15 protein-coding genes and 1 other annotated feature are annotated in these 14,863 nt (G+C 35.0%); all 15 genes read right to left on the bottom strand.

Annotation, left to right across the window (positions count from 1 at the left end):
* The coding region (locus RIN63_RS15245; protein WP_310445612.1) for a GTP-binding protein at positions 1-113 on the bottom strand (113 nt) is incomplete at its 3' end.
* Between the two features lie 24 nt (positions 114-137).
* A complete protein-coding gene (fusA, locus tag RIN63_RS15240; RefSeq protein ID WP_310445609.1) occupies positions 138-2,207 on the bottom strand; it encodes an elongation factor G in 2,070 nt (689 codons plus the stop codon).
* Between the two features lie 57 nt (positions 2,208-2,264).
* Positions 2,265-2,735: a 30S ribosomal protein S7 gene (gene rpsG / locus RIN63_RS15235; RefSeq protein ID WP_310445608.1), complete on the bottom strand. Its 471-nt coding sequence runs from the start codon at positions 2,733-2,735 to the stop codon at positions 2,265-2,267.
* 122 nt (positions 2,736-2,857) lie between these two features.
* Positions 2,858-3,277, bottom strand: coding sequence for a 30S ribosomal protein S12 (rpsL, locus tag RIN63_RS15230; RefSeq protein WP_310445607.1), 420 nt, complete (start codon positions 3,275-3,277; stop codon positions 2,858-2,860).
* 27 nt (positions 3,278-3,304) lie between these two features.
* Positions 3,305-3,547 (bottom strand): ribosomal L7Ae/L30e/S12e/Gadd45 family protein, encoded by a 243-nt coding sequence (locus RIN63_RS15225; protein WP_310445606.1) that lies wholly within the window; start codon positions 3,545-3,547, stop codon positions 3,305-3,307.
* A 109-nt stretch (positions 3,548-3,656) separates the two neighbouring features.
* Positions 3,657-7,184 carry a DNA-directed RNA polymerase subunit beta' gene (rpoC, locus tag RIN63_RS15220; RefSeq protein ID WP_310445605.1) on the bottom strand — a complete coding sequence of 1,176 codons (3,528 nt, stop codon included), beginning with the start codon at positions 7,182-7,184 and terminating at the stop codon, positions 3,657-3,659.
* Between the two features lie 45 nt (positions 7,185-7,229).
* Positions 7,230-10,964 carry a DNA-directed RNA polymerase subunit beta gene (gene rpoB, locus RIN63_RS15215; protein ID WP_310445611.1) on the bottom strand — a complete coding sequence of 1,245 codons (3,735 nt, stop codon included), beginning with the start codon at positions 10,962-10,964 and terminating at the stop codon, positions 7,230-7,232.
* A 245-nt stretch (positions 10,965-11,209) separates the two neighbouring features.
* A complete protein-coding gene (gene rplL, locus RIN63_RS15210; protein WP_310445604.1) occupies positions 11,210-11,593 on the bottom strand; it encodes a 50S ribosomal protein L7/L12 in 384 nt (127 codons plus the stop codon).
* Between the two features lie 30 nt (positions 11,594-11,623).
* Positions 11,624-12,151: a 50S ribosomal protein L10 gene (rplJ, locus tag RIN63_RS15205; protein ID WP_310445603.1), complete on the bottom strand. Its 528-nt coding sequence runs from the start codon at positions 12,149-12,151 to the stop codon at positions 11,624-11,626.
* Positions 12,152-12,169: 18 nt separating this feature from the next.
* Positions 12,170-12,302 (bottom strand) — a sequence feature (ribosomal protein L10 leader region).
* Between the two features lie 42 nt (positions 12,303-12,344).
* Positions 12,345-13,043, bottom strand: a complete 699-nt coding sequence (rplA, locus tag RIN63_RS15200) for a 50S ribosomal protein L1 (RefSeq protein WP_310445602.1) — start codon at positions 13,041-13,043, stop codon at positions 12,345-12,347.
* Positions 13,044-13,093: 50 nt separating this feature from the next.
* Positions 13,094-13,519 (bottom strand): 50S ribosomal protein L11, encoded by a 426-nt coding sequence (rplK, locus tag RIN63_RS15195; protein WP_310445601.1) that lies wholly within the window; start codon positions 13,517-13,519, stop codon positions 13,094-13,096.
* 92 nt (positions 13,520-13,611) lie between these two features.
* A complete protein-coding gene (gene nusG, locus RIN63_RS15190) occupies positions 13,612-14,157 on the bottom strand; it encodes a transcription termination/antitermination protein NusG (protein ID WP_310445600.1) in 546 nt (181 codons plus the stop codon).
* 35 nt (positions 14,158-14,192) lie between these two features.
* Positions 14,193-14,399: a preprotein translocase subunit SecE gene (gene secE, locus RIN63_RS15185; protein WP_310445599.1), complete on the bottom strand. Its 207-nt coding sequence runs from the start codon at positions 14,397-14,399 to the stop codon at positions 14,193-14,195.
* A gap of 30 nt (positions 14,400-14,429) precedes the next feature.
* Positions 14,430-14,579 carry a 50S ribosomal protein L33 gene (gene rpmG / locus RIN63_RS15180; RefSeq protein WP_310445598.1) on the bottom strand — a complete coding sequence of 50 codons (150 nt, stop codon included), beginning with the start codon at positions 14,577-14,579 and terminating at the stop codon, positions 14,430-14,432.
* 195 nt (positions 14,580-14,774) lie between these two features.
* Positions 14,775-14,863 (bottom strand): hypothetical protein (locus RIN63_RS15175; protein WP_310445610.1); only part of this gene is annotated, 89 nt, incomplete at its 5' end.

The following is a 14,863-nucleotide window of genomic DNA, read 5'->3' as shown; positions in this document are numbered from 1 at the left end:
TTGTTTAATACCATTGTTATAGCTGCTGTTAATGTTGTTTTACCATGGTCTACGTGGCCTATTGTCCCTATGTTTACGTGTGGTTTGGTTCTTTCGAATTTTGCTTTTCCCATTTCTTATTCCTCCTTAATTATAGATTATTTGTTTCCTATTACTTTTTCAGCAATACTATTTGGCACTGGTTCATAGTGGTCAAATTGCATTGAGTATACTCCTCTACCTTGAGTATTAGAACGAAGGTCAGTAGCGTAACCAAACATTTCAGAAAGTGGTACAAAGCCTCTGATAACTTGTGCTCCACTTCGTAATTCCATTCCTTCTATTCGTCCTCTTCTAGAGTTAATATCACCTATAACATCACCCATGTATTCTTCAGGTACAGTTACCTCAACCTTCATCATTGGTTCAAGTAATACTGGTTTAGCTTTTCTTATAGCTTCTCTAACACCCATAGAACCAGCTATTTTAAATGCCATTTCTGAAGAGTCAACTTCGTGATATGATCCATCATATAAAGTAACTTTAATATCTAGTACTGGGTATCCACCAACAACTCCTGAAAGTAAAGCTTCTTGAATTCCAGCATCTATAGGATTGATAAATTCTCTCGGTACTGATCCACCTACTGTAGCATTTACAAATTCATAGCCTACACCTGGTTCTTGTGGTTCTACTCTTAATTTAACATGACCGTATTGTCCACGACCACCGGATTGTCTTACATATTTTCCTTCTGCTTCTGCATTGTTTTGAATTGATTCTTTGTATGCAACTTGCGGGCTACCAACATTAGCTTCAACTTTGAATTCCCTAAGTAGTCTATCAACTATTATCTCAAGATGTAGTTCTCCCATACCTGCAATAATTGTTTGCCCTGTTTCTTCATCAGTATAAGTCTTGAAAGTAGGGTCTTCTTCAGCTAATTTCATTAAGGCTACAGTCATCTTGTCTTGAGATGCCTTTGTCTTAGGTTCTATAGCTACATGAATAACTGGTTCAGGGAATTCCATTGTTTCTAATACTATTGGTTTATTAGCATCAGATAATGTATCTCCTGTAGTTGTATCTTTTAAGCCAACAACTCCCACTATATCTCCTGCAAACACTTCATCTACTTCTTCTCTTTTATTAGCGTGCATAAGCAATAATCTGCCTATTCTCTCTCTTTTGTTTTTAGAAGTATTCTGTACATAACTACCTGATTTTAGGCTACCCGAATAAACTCTAACATATGCAAGTTTACCAACAAATGGGTCAGTCACTATTTTAAATGCTAATGCAGAGAATGATTCTTCATCTGATGATAATCTTTCTTCCTCTTCATCAGTTTCTAGACTAACACCCATGATTGGAGGTATATCTAGTGGTGATGGAAGGTAATCAATTATAGCATCTAGTAATGGCTGTACTCCCTTGTTTTTATAGGAAGATCCACATAAAACTGGTGTCATTGCTACTTTTATAGTAGCATTTCTAATACCTTTGATTACTTCTTCAGTAGTTAGTTGTTCACCATCTAAATACTTCATCATTAATTCTTCATCATGTTCTGATATAGCTTCTAATAATTTATCTCTATATTCTTTAGCTAATTCAAGCATATCTGCTGGAATTTCTGTTATTTCAATATTTTCACCTAAATCATCATTGTAAATTCTGGCATTCATATTTACTAAGTCAACCACGCCTAAAAATTTATCTTCTTTACCTATTGGTAACTGAATAGGCACTGGATTTGCTTTAAGTCTATCCTTAACCATACCTATTGCTCTAAAAAAGTCTGCTCCAAGTATATCCATCTTGTTAACAAATGCTAATCTAGGCACATTGTATTTATCTGCTTGTCTCCATACAGTCTCAGATTGAGGTTCAACTCCACCTTTTGCACAAAATAACGCAACAGCACTATCCAATACTCTTAGTGATCTTTCTACTTCAACAGTAAAGTCCACATGTCCTGGTGTGTCTATAACATTAATTCTATGCTCATTCCACAAACAAGTAGTTGCAGCAGAAGTGATAGTTATACCTCTCTCTTGTTCTTGCTCCATCCAGTCCATTTGGGCAGCGCCCTCATGGGTTTCTCCTATTTTGTGTATTTTTCCAGTGTAAAACAAAATTCTCTCTGTGGTGGTTGTTTTTCCTGCATCAATATGAGCCATTATGCCGATATTTCTAGTTTTTTGTAATGATACTTGTCTTGGCACAATATTTCCTCCTTATTCTTGATTCTTGGTCCCCCTCCACACAATAAAAACGATATACTACCATCTATAATGTGCGAAAGCTTTATTAGCTTCTGCCATTTTATGAGTATCTTCTCTTTTCTTAACGCTTGATCCCATACCATTAGAAGCATCTAAAAGTTCTTTTGCTAATCTTTCTACCATAGTCTTTTCTCCTCTTTGTCTTGAATAGTTAACTAACCATCTTAGACCTAGAGTTTCTCTTCTCTCAGTTCTTACCTCTATTGGTACTTGGTAAGTTGCTCCACCAATACGTCTTGCCTTTACTTCTAATACAGGCATGATATTGTTTATAGCTTTGTAAAATACTTCTAACGGATCTTCATTAGTCTTTTCCGCCATGTAATCAAATGCACCATAAACTATATTTTGAGCAATTCCTTTTTTACCATCTAGCATAATGCTGTTAATTAATTTTGTTACTACCACATCGTTGTAAATTGGATCTGGCATTATTTCTCTTTTTGGTATATGTCCTTTTCTTGGCACTTTACTTCCCTCCTTAACTATATAGAGTTGATTCATTGGTACTCGGTAATAAAATTACCGCACCGCGCCAAAATGCATCTATCTATAATAAATTGGAATAAATTCCTGCATTTTAAGCACTACTATTTCTTTACCTTTGGCTTCTTAGCTCCGTATTTTGATCTACTTTGCATTCTTTTGTCTACGCCAGAAGCATCTAAGGCACCCCTAACAATATGGTATCTAACACCTGGAAGGTCTTTAACTCTTCCTCCTCTTATTAGAACAACACTATGTTCTTGCAGATTGTGTCCAATTCCTGGAATGTAAGCTGCTACTTCTTGCCCATTGGTAAGTCTTACTCTTGCAACTTTTCTTAATGCTGAGTTAGGCTTCTTAGGTGTAATAGTCCTAACAGCTACACATACCCCTCTCTTTTGAGGTGAGTTAACGGTAGTTTCCTTCTTTCTAAGAGTATTAAAATTCACTCCTAAAGCTGGGGATTTGGATTTGTAAACAACTTTTTCTCTGCCATGTCTAATTAATTGGTTAATAGTTGGCATCAAGGCACCTCCTTCTATTTTTAAATATTATTTTAGCAATGCAGCAGTTGCTGCATTAACATCAATACCACAAGCATCTCCTAATTTTTTCATGCTTTCAACATAAATAATTTGAATATGCTTCTCACTGCAAATTTTGGTTAATTCGTCTGTAATCTTGTTGTCAGCATCTTCTGCTATGAAAACTAATTCAATTTCCTGTGAATTTAATGCTCTTTTCACTTGTTTAACACCAACAATCTTATTGCCTTTAGTTAATTTTGAAAGCATAAGTCTTCCCCTCCTTTAAACACTTTAAAGATTATGTGGACCTTGAGTCCACATAATCTTTATGTCATCCAGAGCTCTCTTCAAGTTTACACACTAATACATTTTACCATCAGTCATTTATACTGTCAAGATTTAAATCTTCTAAAATTTGAATATTTTCATCTCCAGCAATTTCAATGTTTCTATATCTTCTCATACCTGTTCCTGCTGGAATAAGTTTTCCGATGATAACATTTTCTTTTAGTCCTATAAGGAAATCTTCTTTACCTTCAATAGCTGCTTGTGTCAATACTCTTGTTGTCTCTTGGAAAGAAGCCGCTGATAAGAATGAATCAGTTGCTAAGGAAGCTTTTGTAATACCAAGCAATGTTTTACTTCCTATAGCTGGCTCTAAACCTTCTTCAATTGCTTTCTTATTATTCTCTTCAAAATCATAAAAATTAACCAAAGATCCTGGTAGCATATCAGTGTCACCTGCTTCTTCTACTTTTGCTTTAGACAGCATTTGCTTGACAATTACTTCAATATGCTTATCATTTATATCTACACCCTGAAGTCTATATACTCGTTGAACTTCTTTAACTAGATAATTTTGAACTCCCTGTACACCTTTGATCTTTAGGATATCATGAGGATTAACTGAACCATCTGTTAGTTCGTCTCCTGCCTCAACAATATCACCAGGTCGAACTTTTAATCTAGAACCATAAACAATATTATAATTTATAGATTCTCCATTTGAAGAAGTTATAATTACTTCTTTCTTTCTTTTGCTTTCTTCAATACTTACAACCCCAGCATTTTCAGAGATTATAGCAAGCCCTTTTGGCTTTCTTGCTTCAAATAATTCTTCAACTCTAGGTAAACCGTGAGTGATATCTGCTCCAGCAACTCCACCTGTATGGAATGTACGCATTGTAAGCTGTGTACCTGGTTCTCCGATGGATTGGGCTGCAATTATTCCAACTGCTTCACCAATATTCACTTCATCACCTGTAGCCAAGTTTCTACCATAGCAATGAGCACATACCCCATGTCTAGCTTTACAGCCTAGAACCGAACGTACTTTAACATCTGTTATTCCAACCTTTTCAATTAAATCAGCTTGAATTTCAGAAATCATTTCATTTCCTTTTACTATAATATCACCAGTCTCAGGGTTTAGTATATCTTCAAAGGAATATCTGCCCTCTACCCTATCTCTTAATTCTTCAATTACTTCTCTTCCATCTTTAAATGCTTTTACTAGCAAATATTGCTCAGTATTGCAGTCTATTTCTCTAACAATAACATCTTGACTTACATCAACTAGTCTCCTAGTTAAGTATCCTGAGTCAGCAGTTCTAAGAGCAGTATCAGCTAGACCTTTTCTAGAACCATGCGTAGATACGAAGAATTCAAGTACACTAAGTCCTTCTCTAAAGTTAGCTTTTATAGGGATTTCCATGGTCTTACCAGATGCTGATGCCATTAGCCCTCTCATACCTGCTAGCTGTCTAATTTGGTTTACACTACCTCTAGCTCCTGATAATGACATGATATAAACATTATTCATTGGATCTAATCCATCCATGAGTATGCCAGTTAATTCATCTGTGGTTCTATTCCAAATTTCAATAACCTTTTCATATCTTTCTTCATCTGATATAAGACCTCTACGATAAGATTTCTCAAATTTGTCAACTTCTGTCTCAGCCTTTCCAATCATTTCCCATTTTGCTTCTGGTACAAATATGTCTCCCATAGATATGGAAATTGATCCTATAGTTGAATAGTGGAATCCAGTTTCCTTTATATGGTCGAGAACTAAAGCAGTAACAGCATTTCCGTGTTTTCTAAAGCATTTCTCTATTATATTTCCTAATGCCTTTTTATTTACAAGTTGGTCAACTTCTAGTGAGTACTTATCTACTGTTCTGTCTACGAAACCTAAATCTTGTGGTAAATGTTCGTTAAGAATAAATCTTCCTACAGTAGATTCAATAAGTCTTCCACTATCAAACTCATCTATTTTTACTTTTACCTTTACTCTAGCATGTAATCCTACAGCACCAACGGAATAGGCATGAAACATTTCATCATAGTCTTTAAATACCATGCCCTCTCCTAGTTCACCAGGTGTCTCAACTGATAGGTAATAAGCTCCTAAAACCATATCTTGAGTTGGTGTGGTAATTGGTTTACCGTCCTTTGGTGCAAGGATATTATTTGTAGATAACATTAAGAGTCTAGCTTCTGCTTGAGCTTCTGTAGATAAAGGTACGTGTACTGCCATTTGATCTCCGTCGAAGTCTGCATTATAAGCTGTACACACTAAAGGATGCAATTTTATAGCTTTTCCTTCAACTAATACCGGTTCAAATGCTTGAATACCTAATCTATGAAGTGTAGGTGCTCTGTTTAGAAGTACTGGATGATCTTTAATAACAGAATCCAATACATCCCATACTTGTGGTTTTACTCTTTCAACCATTCTCTTTGCAGATTTTATATTATGTGAGTGACCTTCTTCAACTAATTTTTTCATTACAAATGGCTTAAATAATTCTAATGCCATAGTCTTAGGTATTCCACATTGATAGAATTTCAAATCTGGTCCAACAACGATTACAGAACGTCCAGAGTAGTCAACTCTCTTCCCAAGTAAGTTTTGTCTAAATCTACCTTGCTTACCTTTAAGCATATCTGATAAAGATTTTAAGGGTCTATTTCCTGGTCCTGTAACAGGCCTTCCGCGCCTACCGTTGTCTATAAGAGCATCAACTGCCTCTTGAAGCATCCTTTTTTCATTTCTAACAATGATATCAGGAGCTCCTAAGTCAAGAAGTCTCTTTAGTCTATTATTTCTATTAATAACCCTTCTATACAAGTCATTTAAATCTGATGTTGCAAACCTTCCACCATCTAATTGTACCATTGGTCTAAGATCTGGTGGAATAACTGGAATTGCATCTAAAATCATCCATTCTGGTTTGTTTCCTGATTTTCTAAATGCTTCTACTACTTCTAGCCTTCTAGTTATTCTGATCTTCTTTTGACCTGAAGAATCCTTTAACTGAAGTCTTAAATCTGTAGCTTCTTTCTCTAAGTCAATTTTTTCAAGTAATGCTTTGATGGCTTCTGCTCCCATCATTGCCTTAAATTTATTGTGGTATTTTTCATAAGCTTCTCTATATTCTATTTCAGTCAATAGTTGCTTCTCATACAATGATGTATCTCCACCATCTATTACAATATAAGATGCAAAATATAGTACTTTTTCTAGTGATCTAGGTGACATATCCATCAAAAGACCCATTCTACTTGGAATTCCTTTGAAATACCATATATGAGAAACTGGTGCTGCTAATTCAATATGCCCTAATCTCTCTCTTCTCACCTTTGATTTAGTTACTTCCACACCACACCTGTCGCATACAACACCTTTATATCTTACTCTCTTATACTTCCCACAATGGCACTCCCAATCCTTTGTGGGACCAAATATTTTTTCGCAAAATAGTCCTTCTTTTTCAGGCTTTAATGTTCTATAGTTTATTGTTTCAGGTTTTTTTACTTCTCCTTTAGACCATTGTCTGATTTTCTCTGGTGAAGCCAGCCCAATTTTAATTGAATCAAAAGTATTGAATTCAAACAAGGAGCATTCTCTCCTTTCATTATAAAATTATTTTATAAAATTATTTTAAAAATCATCATCAAATTCGTCACTGTCTTCAAAGTCAACATCATCTTCATAATCAACACTAAGATTTACTTCATCGTCTTCTTCTAAAATGAAACCACTCGGAATATCTCCTTCAATTTTAGTTATTCCTTGTCTTGGATTTAACTCTTCATCAAGTAGATCATCATCAGGTATACCTTCGCCAATTGTCTCTAAGTCAGATAATTCATCCTCGATTGTCTCAAGCATTTCTATTTCATGTTTTTCATCAGTTAAAATCTTAATATCCAACGACAAACTCTGAAGTTCTTTTATCAAAACCTTAAATGATTCTGGAATACCAGGTTCAGGTATATTCTCACCTTTTACAATTGACTCATATGTCTTAACTCTACCAACAATATCGTCAGATTTAACCGTCAATATTTCTTGTAGGGTATGGGCTGCTCCATATGCTTCTAGTGCCCAAACCTCCATCTCTCCAAATCTCTGTCCACCAAATTGTGCTTTACCACCTAATGGCTGTTGCGTAACTAAAGAATATGGTCCGGTAGATCTAGCGTGAATTTTATCATCTACAAGATGATGTAGTTTCAACATATACATATATCCTACTGTAACTGGGTTGTTAAAACTTTCTCCAGTTCTTCCATCTCTAAGGAGAATCTTTCCATTTTCAGGATAGCCGGCTTCTTTTAGAGCCTCAATAATATCTTCCTCATTTGCACCATCAAATACTGGAGTAGCAACATGCCATCCTAATTTTTTGGCAGCAAGACCAAGATGTACTTCTAATACTTGACCTAGATTCATACGGGAAGGAACTCCCAGAGGATTTAAAACTATTTGAACAGGGGTCCCATCTGGTAAATATGGCATATCTTCTTCAGGTAGTATCCTAGATACTACACCTTTGTTACCATGTCGTCCACACATTTTGTCCCCTACATTTATTTTTCTCTTAGTTGCTATATATACTCTTATCATTTGGTTAACGCCAGGTGGTAATTCATCGTCTTTCTCTCTTGAGAATACTTTTACATCCACAATAATTCCGGCTTCACCATGAGGTACCCTTAAAGAGGTATCTCTAACTTCACGAGCTTTTTCGCCAAAAATTGCTCTTAGTAGCCTTTCTTCAGCAGTAAGCTCAGTTTCTCCCTTTGGTGTTACTTTACCAACTAATATATCTCCAGATTTAACTTCAGCGCCTACTCTAATTATTCCTCTTTCGTCAAGGTCCTTAAGCATTTCATCTCCCACATTAGGAATATCACGGGTAATTTCCTCAGGTCCTAATTTAGTGTCTCTTGCTTCGGACTCATATTCTTCAATATGAACTGAAGTCAATACATCTTCCATTACCAACTTTTCATTGATCAAAATAGCATCTTCGTAGTTATAGCCCTCCCATGTCATGAATGCAATTAGGATGTTTTTACCTAATGCTATTTCTCCAAGGTTGGTACTTGGTCCATCTGCAATTATTTGGTCTGCTGCAACTCTTTCACCCTTCATTATCATAGGTCTTTGATTAATTGTAGTCCCTTGATTGGAGCGCTTGAATTTCAGTAATCTATATCTATCTAATTGATTATCACTATCTCTTCTTATTACTATTTCAGATGAACTAACCTTTTCGACAATTCCAGCATTCTGAGATACAACTACAGATCCAGAATCCTTGGCTGCTTTATGTTCAATTCCTGTTCCGATAATTGGTGCTTCCGTCTTTAAAAGTGGTACAGCTTGCCTCTGCATGTTTGCACCCATTAGTGCTCTATTGGCATCATCATTCTCTAAGAAAGGAATCATGGCAGTTCCAACAGAAACAATTTGTTTAGGTGAAACATCCATATAATCTACTTGATCAATTGGAAATATATCTACAACTCCGCGTTTACCCCTTGCTACAACCCTTTTATTGACAAACTCCCCATCAGGTGTTAATCTTTCATTAGATTGTGCAATAATAAACTCATCTTCTACATCAGCAGTTAGGTAGTCGATTTCTCCAGTGACTTTTCCAGTGCCTTTTTTTACTTTTCTATAAGGAGCTTCTATAAAACCATATTCATTTATTCTTGCATAGGTTGTTAGTGATGTTATAAGGCCGATATTAGGGCCTTCTGGTGTTTCTATAGGACACATTCTGCCGTAGTGAGAATTGTGAACATCCCTGACTTCAAACCCTGCTCTATCACGGCTTAGTCCACCAGGTCCTAATGCAGACATTCTTCTTTTATGTGTTAACTCTGCCAGAGGATTTGTTTGGTCCATGAATTGAGACAACTGGCTGCTACCAAAGAATTCCTTAATTGAAGCAACAACAGGTCTTATATTAATTAAGTCCTGAGGTGTAGCTACATCAATATCCTGTATAGTCATTCTCTCTCTGACTACTCTTTCCATACGAGCTAAACCTATCCTAAATTGATTTTGTAATAGTTCACCTACAGATCTTAGTCTTCTATTACCCAAATGGTCAATGTCATCCACATTTCCTATACCATGAAATAAGTTTAGTTCATAATTTATACTTGCTACAATATCATCTACCGTAATATGTTTTGGAGATAATTCTTTAACTCTGTCTTTTATTGCTTCTTTTAGCTCTTCTGTATCTTCAAAAGTATCTATTAATTCTTTTAATAAAGGATAGTAAACCTTTTCCTTCAGACCAAATTCATCTAGTGAAAATGGCAAATTAAAAGCCTTAACATTGACAAACTTATTCCCTAGGACTCTTACAATAGTTCCATCTTCAAGCAATATATCTACAACATTTATACCACTATTTTCAATTTCTATAGCTTTATCCCTGGTGATTCTTTCACCTTGTGATACAAGTATCTCACCTGTTTCTAGATCAAAAATATCCTTAGCGGCCTTTTTATCATAAATTCTGTTGTATAAAGCTAGCTTTTTATTGAATTTATATCTTCCAACTTTAGCTAAATCATATCTTCTTGGATCAAAGAACAAATTTGTAATTAAAGTTCTAGCACTATCTATGGTAGGAGGCTCTCCTGGTCGAAGCTTCTTATATATTTCTACAAGTGCTTCGTCCTCAGTAGTAGTACTATCCTTCTCTAAAGTACCTAGTACTTGTTCTGATTCACCGAGTATTTCCACGATCTCAGAATTGCTTTGGATACCCAAAGCCCTCATTAAAGTAGTAATAGGAACCTTTCTCGTCCTATCTACTCTAACATAGACTACATCATTAGAATCTGACTCGTATTCTAACCAAGCACCTCTATTAGGTATTAGAGTAGAGGAATATAATCTCTTCCCTGTTTTGTCTATCTCTTCCACAAAATAAACTCCAGGTGATCTTACCAATTGGCTCACCACAACCCTCTCGGCTCCATTGATAATAAAAGTACCGTTTTCTGTCATTAAAGGTAAGTCACCCATAAACACTTCTTGTTCTTTTACTTCTCCAGTTTCCTTGTTTATAAGTCTAACTTTTACCTTCAGTGGTACAGAATAGTTTGCATCTCTCTCTCTTGCTTCATCTTCACTATACTTAATATCATCAGAGATATGATAATCAACGAACTCTAATATTAGATTTCCAGTATAGTCTTGTATAGGAGATATATCCTCAAATACCTCATGAAGACCTTCTTTCACAAACCATTGATAAGATGTTTTCTGTACCTCGATTAAATCAGGCAAATCAAGTACTTCATCAATGCGTGAATAACTCATCCTAACGCGCTTTCCGTAGGTCACAGGATGTACCATCAACAATTCACCCCTTATTAAACTAAAATATCCAAAAGCATAAAATACTTTTGGTAAAACTTTCAAAACAAATATATTTTAATATTGCCAATATAGTAAAATAATATACATTTAGGCAATATTATTCCTATTATGCATTTAACAATGTTACCATATTGGACTACCCATGTCAAGGATTATTTTCAATATTTTGGGAAAATAAAAAGGCTTTCGAACTCTTGAAAGCCTTTTTTATTCAATAATAATTATTTTACTTCTACTTGTGCTCCTGCTTCTTCTAATTTAGCCTTAACATCATCAGCTTCTTGTTTTGAAACTCCTTCTTTAAGTGCCTTTGGAGCATTGTCTACTAATTCTTTAGCTTCTTTTAATCCTAAGCCTGTTAATTCTCTAACTACTTTAATAACTTTAATTTTTTCATTTCCAGCTGAAGCTAGGATAACATCAAACTCTGTTTTTTCTTCTGCTGCTGGTGCTGCTGCTCCTGCTACTGGTGCTGCTGCTACTGCCATTGGTGCAGATGCACTTACTCCAAATTCTTCTTCTAATGCTTTAACTAATTCTGATAATTCTAATACCGTTAAGTTTTTTACCTCTTCAATTAAATTTAATACTTTTTCGCTTGCCATTTAATATATCCCTCCACTATAATTTTCTATTTATGCTTCTTGTTTTTCTGCAATAGCATTTAATGCAATTGCAAGACCTCTAATTGTACCTTGAAGTACATTTGCAAATCCTTGAATTGGTGCATTCAATCCACCTAATGCTTGAGCTATAAGTACTTCTCTTGGTGGTAAATTCGCTAAATTGTTAACTCCTTCTAAGTCGATAATCTTGCCATCTACAATACCAGCTTTGATTTCCAACTTATCATTTGCTTTAGCAAACTCGGATGTAATTTTAGCTACTTGAACTGGGTCATCATATCCAAATGCAATAGCTGATGGTCCCTTCAAGAATTCATTAAAATCTTCTAATCCAGAATCTTTGAAAGCAAATCTCATCATTGAATTCTTGTAAACTTTGTACTCAACGCCAGCTTTTCTATATCTGCTTCTTAATTCTGTTAATTGCTCAACATTAAGGCCTCTATAGTCAACTAACACAACGGATTGAGCTTTACCAATCTTCTCTTTTATTTCTTCAACATTTTGACTTTTAGCTTGTAGAATTTCTTCCCTCACAGACTTCACCTCCCAATAAGAGCAATAAATAAAAGTCTCTCCGTAAACACAGAGAGACCCTAATTTCTATTTTATATTAGATCGATCTCAACCTCGGTAGGAAATTAAACCCTTAGGTACCTACTGTCTACGGATGAATATTTATTTAATTAATAATGAAATTATATCAACAAATCAAACCAATGTCAATAGATTAATCCATTAATTTTTGTCCATTTATTTTAATACCAGGTCCCATTGTACTGGATATTGCAACTGATTTTAAATATTTACCCTTTGCAGCAGAAGGTTTTGCTTTTATAATCGCATCTACTACTGTATCAAAGTTTTCTCTAATTTTTTCAGTTCCAAAGGATATTTTTCCAATAGGTACATTAACAATACTTTGCTTGTCAACTCTATATTCAACTTTACCTGCTTTAATTTCATCAATTGCCTTAGCAACATCAAATGTTACAGTTCCTGACTTAGGATTTGGCATTAATCCTTTTGGTCCTAGTATTCTACCAATTTTACCAACAACACCCATCATATCTGGTGTAGCTACTACAACATCAAAGTCAAACCAGTTTTCTGTTTGAATCTTAGTTACTAGTTCTTCTCCACCTACATATTCTGCACCAGCTTTTTCTGCTTCTGTTACTTTATCGCCTTTTGCAATAACAAGAACAGTCTTTGATTTACCAGTACCGTGTGGTAATACTACTGCGCCTCTTACTTGTTGGTCTGCATGTCTTGGATCTACTCCAAGTCTTATTGATAAATCTATAGTCTCATCAAATTTAGCTTTCGCTGTTTTTTGTAATAATTCAATAGCATCCTCTACATCATAAAGTGTGCTTCTATCTATTAGCTTCATACTATCTTGATAATTCTTACCTCTTTTTGGCATAATTTTACCTCCTTGTGGTTATAACGGAAATTCCTCCCACTATTTTCGTATTATTCTTCTACTGTAATTCCCATACTTCTTGCTGTTCCTGCTACCATGCTCATTGCTGTTTCTATTGACGCAGCATTTAAATCTGGCATCTTTATCTCAGCAATTTCTCTAACCTTAGCTTGAGAAATCTTAGCTATTTTCTTTTTATTTGGTTCAGCTGAACCTGATTCAATTCCAACAGCTTTCTTAATTAAAATAGCAGCTGGTGGCGTTTTTGTAATAAAAGAAAAAGATCTGTCTTGATATACTGTAAGAACTACTGGTATTATCATACCTGCTTGATCTGCAGTTTTTGCATTAAACTCTTTTGTAAATTGCATAATATTTACTCCATGAGGTCCTAATGCAGTTCCTACAGGTGGCGCTGGTGTTGCCTTTCCAGCTGGTATTTGTAATTTAACTAAAGCCATGACTTTTTTTGCCATAAACCTTCCACCTCCTCATATCCTTTGTGGTTTGTCGGGTTAAACCCTCCCACTTAATTGTATATATTTAAAAAGCAATTTGCTTTAAAAAACTATAACTTTTCAATTTGGTCAAAATCTAATTCGACGAGAGTTTCTCTCCCAAACATAGAAACAAAAACTTTTACTTTTCTTCTTTCCGTGTTCAAACTGTCAACAGTTCCCATGAAACTTTCAAATGGTCCCGTGGTAACTTTCACTGTATCTTTAACTTTTAAATCTATCATTGGTAGGACTGTAGTTTGTACTCCCAATGCTTTAACTTCTAAATCTGATAATGGAACTGGCTTGGAACCTGGCCCAACGAATCCTGTTACTCCCCTTGTATTTCTAACTAAATACCAAGCTTCATCATTGATTACCATTTTCACAAGAACATATCCAGGGAAAAGTTTTCTTTCCTTTACCTTCTTTTTCCCGTCTTTGTTATCAACATATTCTTCAGTAGGCACTGCTACTTCGAATATATCATCTCTCATTCCTCTATTCTCTACCATCTTTTCAAGATTAGCTTTAACCTTGTTTTCATGACCTGAATAAGTATGGACTACATACCATTTTGCATCCATAGCCCTTTCTTCTCTACTCTTCTCCGTCATAATTTGGGAACCTATCGGTCCTTCCCTCCCTTTTGCTACTGAATTATAAACCCTAAAGCACCATGTATCAAAAGATCCAATATCCAAACTATAATGGCAACGATTGCACTGATCATTATAACTACCCCAGTGTAATTTACTAGTTCTTTTTTACTTGGCCAATTTACTTTTTTCATTTCAGCTTTAACGCCTTTAAAATATGTGGTCATTTTTGCCTTTTTAGTAGTTGCTGGTGCTGTCATAACACTCACTTCCTTACATATTTATAGTCCTTATTTAGTTTCTTTATGAGCAGTATGATTTTTACAGAATTTACAGAATTTCTTAAGTTCAATTCTCTCTGTATTATTCTTTTTGTTTTTCACTGTATTGTAATTTCTTTGTTTACACTCTGTACATGCTAATGTTATTCTATCTCTCATCTGAAACACCTCCTACAAATCAACATATATATTAACCCGTTGTCTTCGGGTATATTTCATCCACCATTAACAACGTTACTAATATAAACTATCATAAATTAAAAACTATGTCAATAAAAATTCTTCTATGCTTATATGAATTATCTGCTTTTCATTCACTAAAAAGACTAGGTCAAAAGACCTAGTCTTTTTTAATTAAGCAAGAACTTTAGTTACAACTCCTGATCCTACAGTTCTTCCACCTTCACGAATTGAGAATCTTAATCCTTCTTCTATTGCGATTG

The organism is Tissierella sp., assembly GCF_031460495.1.
In the GTDB taxonomy this organism is placed as follows: Bacteria; Bacillota; Clostridia; order Tissierellales; family Tissierellaceae; genus JAVKTS01.
The sequence above is the reverse complement of the archived record's forward strand: the minus strand, read 5'-3'. Positions and strand labels throughout refer to the sequence as shown.

Excerpts from the sequence above, each read along its gene's own strand:
- rpsL (WP_310445607.1), bottom strand. The coding sequence starts at position 3,277 with ATGCCAACTATTAACCAATTAATTAGACATGGCAGAGAAAAAGTTGTT.
- RIN63_RS15225 (WP_310445606.1), bottom strand. The coding sequence starts at position 3,547 with ATGCTTTCAAAATTAACTAAAGGCAATAAGATTGTTGGTGTTAAACAA.
- rpoB (WP_310445611.1), bottom strand. The coding sequence starts at position 10,964 with ATGGTACATCCTGTGACCTACGGAAAGCGCGTTAGGATGAGTTATTCA.
- rplL (WP_310445604.1), bottom strand. The coding sequence starts at position 11,593 with ATGGCAAGCGAAAAAGTATTAAATTTAATTGAAGAGGTAAAAAACTTA.
- rplA (WP_310445602.1), bottom strand. The coding sequence starts at position 13,043 with ATGCCAAAAAGAGGTAAGAATTATCAAGATAGTATGAAGCTAATAGAT.
- rplK (WP_310445601.1), bottom strand. The coding sequence starts at position 13,519 with ATGGCAAAAAAAGTCATGGCTTTAGTTAAATTACAAATACCAGCTGGA.
- nusG (WP_310445600.1), bottom strand. The coding sequence starts at position 14,157 with ATGACGGAGAAGAGTAGAGAAGAAAGGGCTATGGATGCAAAATGGTAT.
- secE (WP_310445599.1), bottom strand. The coding sequence starts at position 14,399 with ATGACAGCACCAGCAACTACTAAAAAGGCAAAAATGACCACATATTTT.
- rpmG (WP_310445598.1), bottom strand. The coding sequence starts at position 14,579 with ATGAGAGATAGAATAACATTAGCATGTACAGAGTGTAAACAAAGAAAT.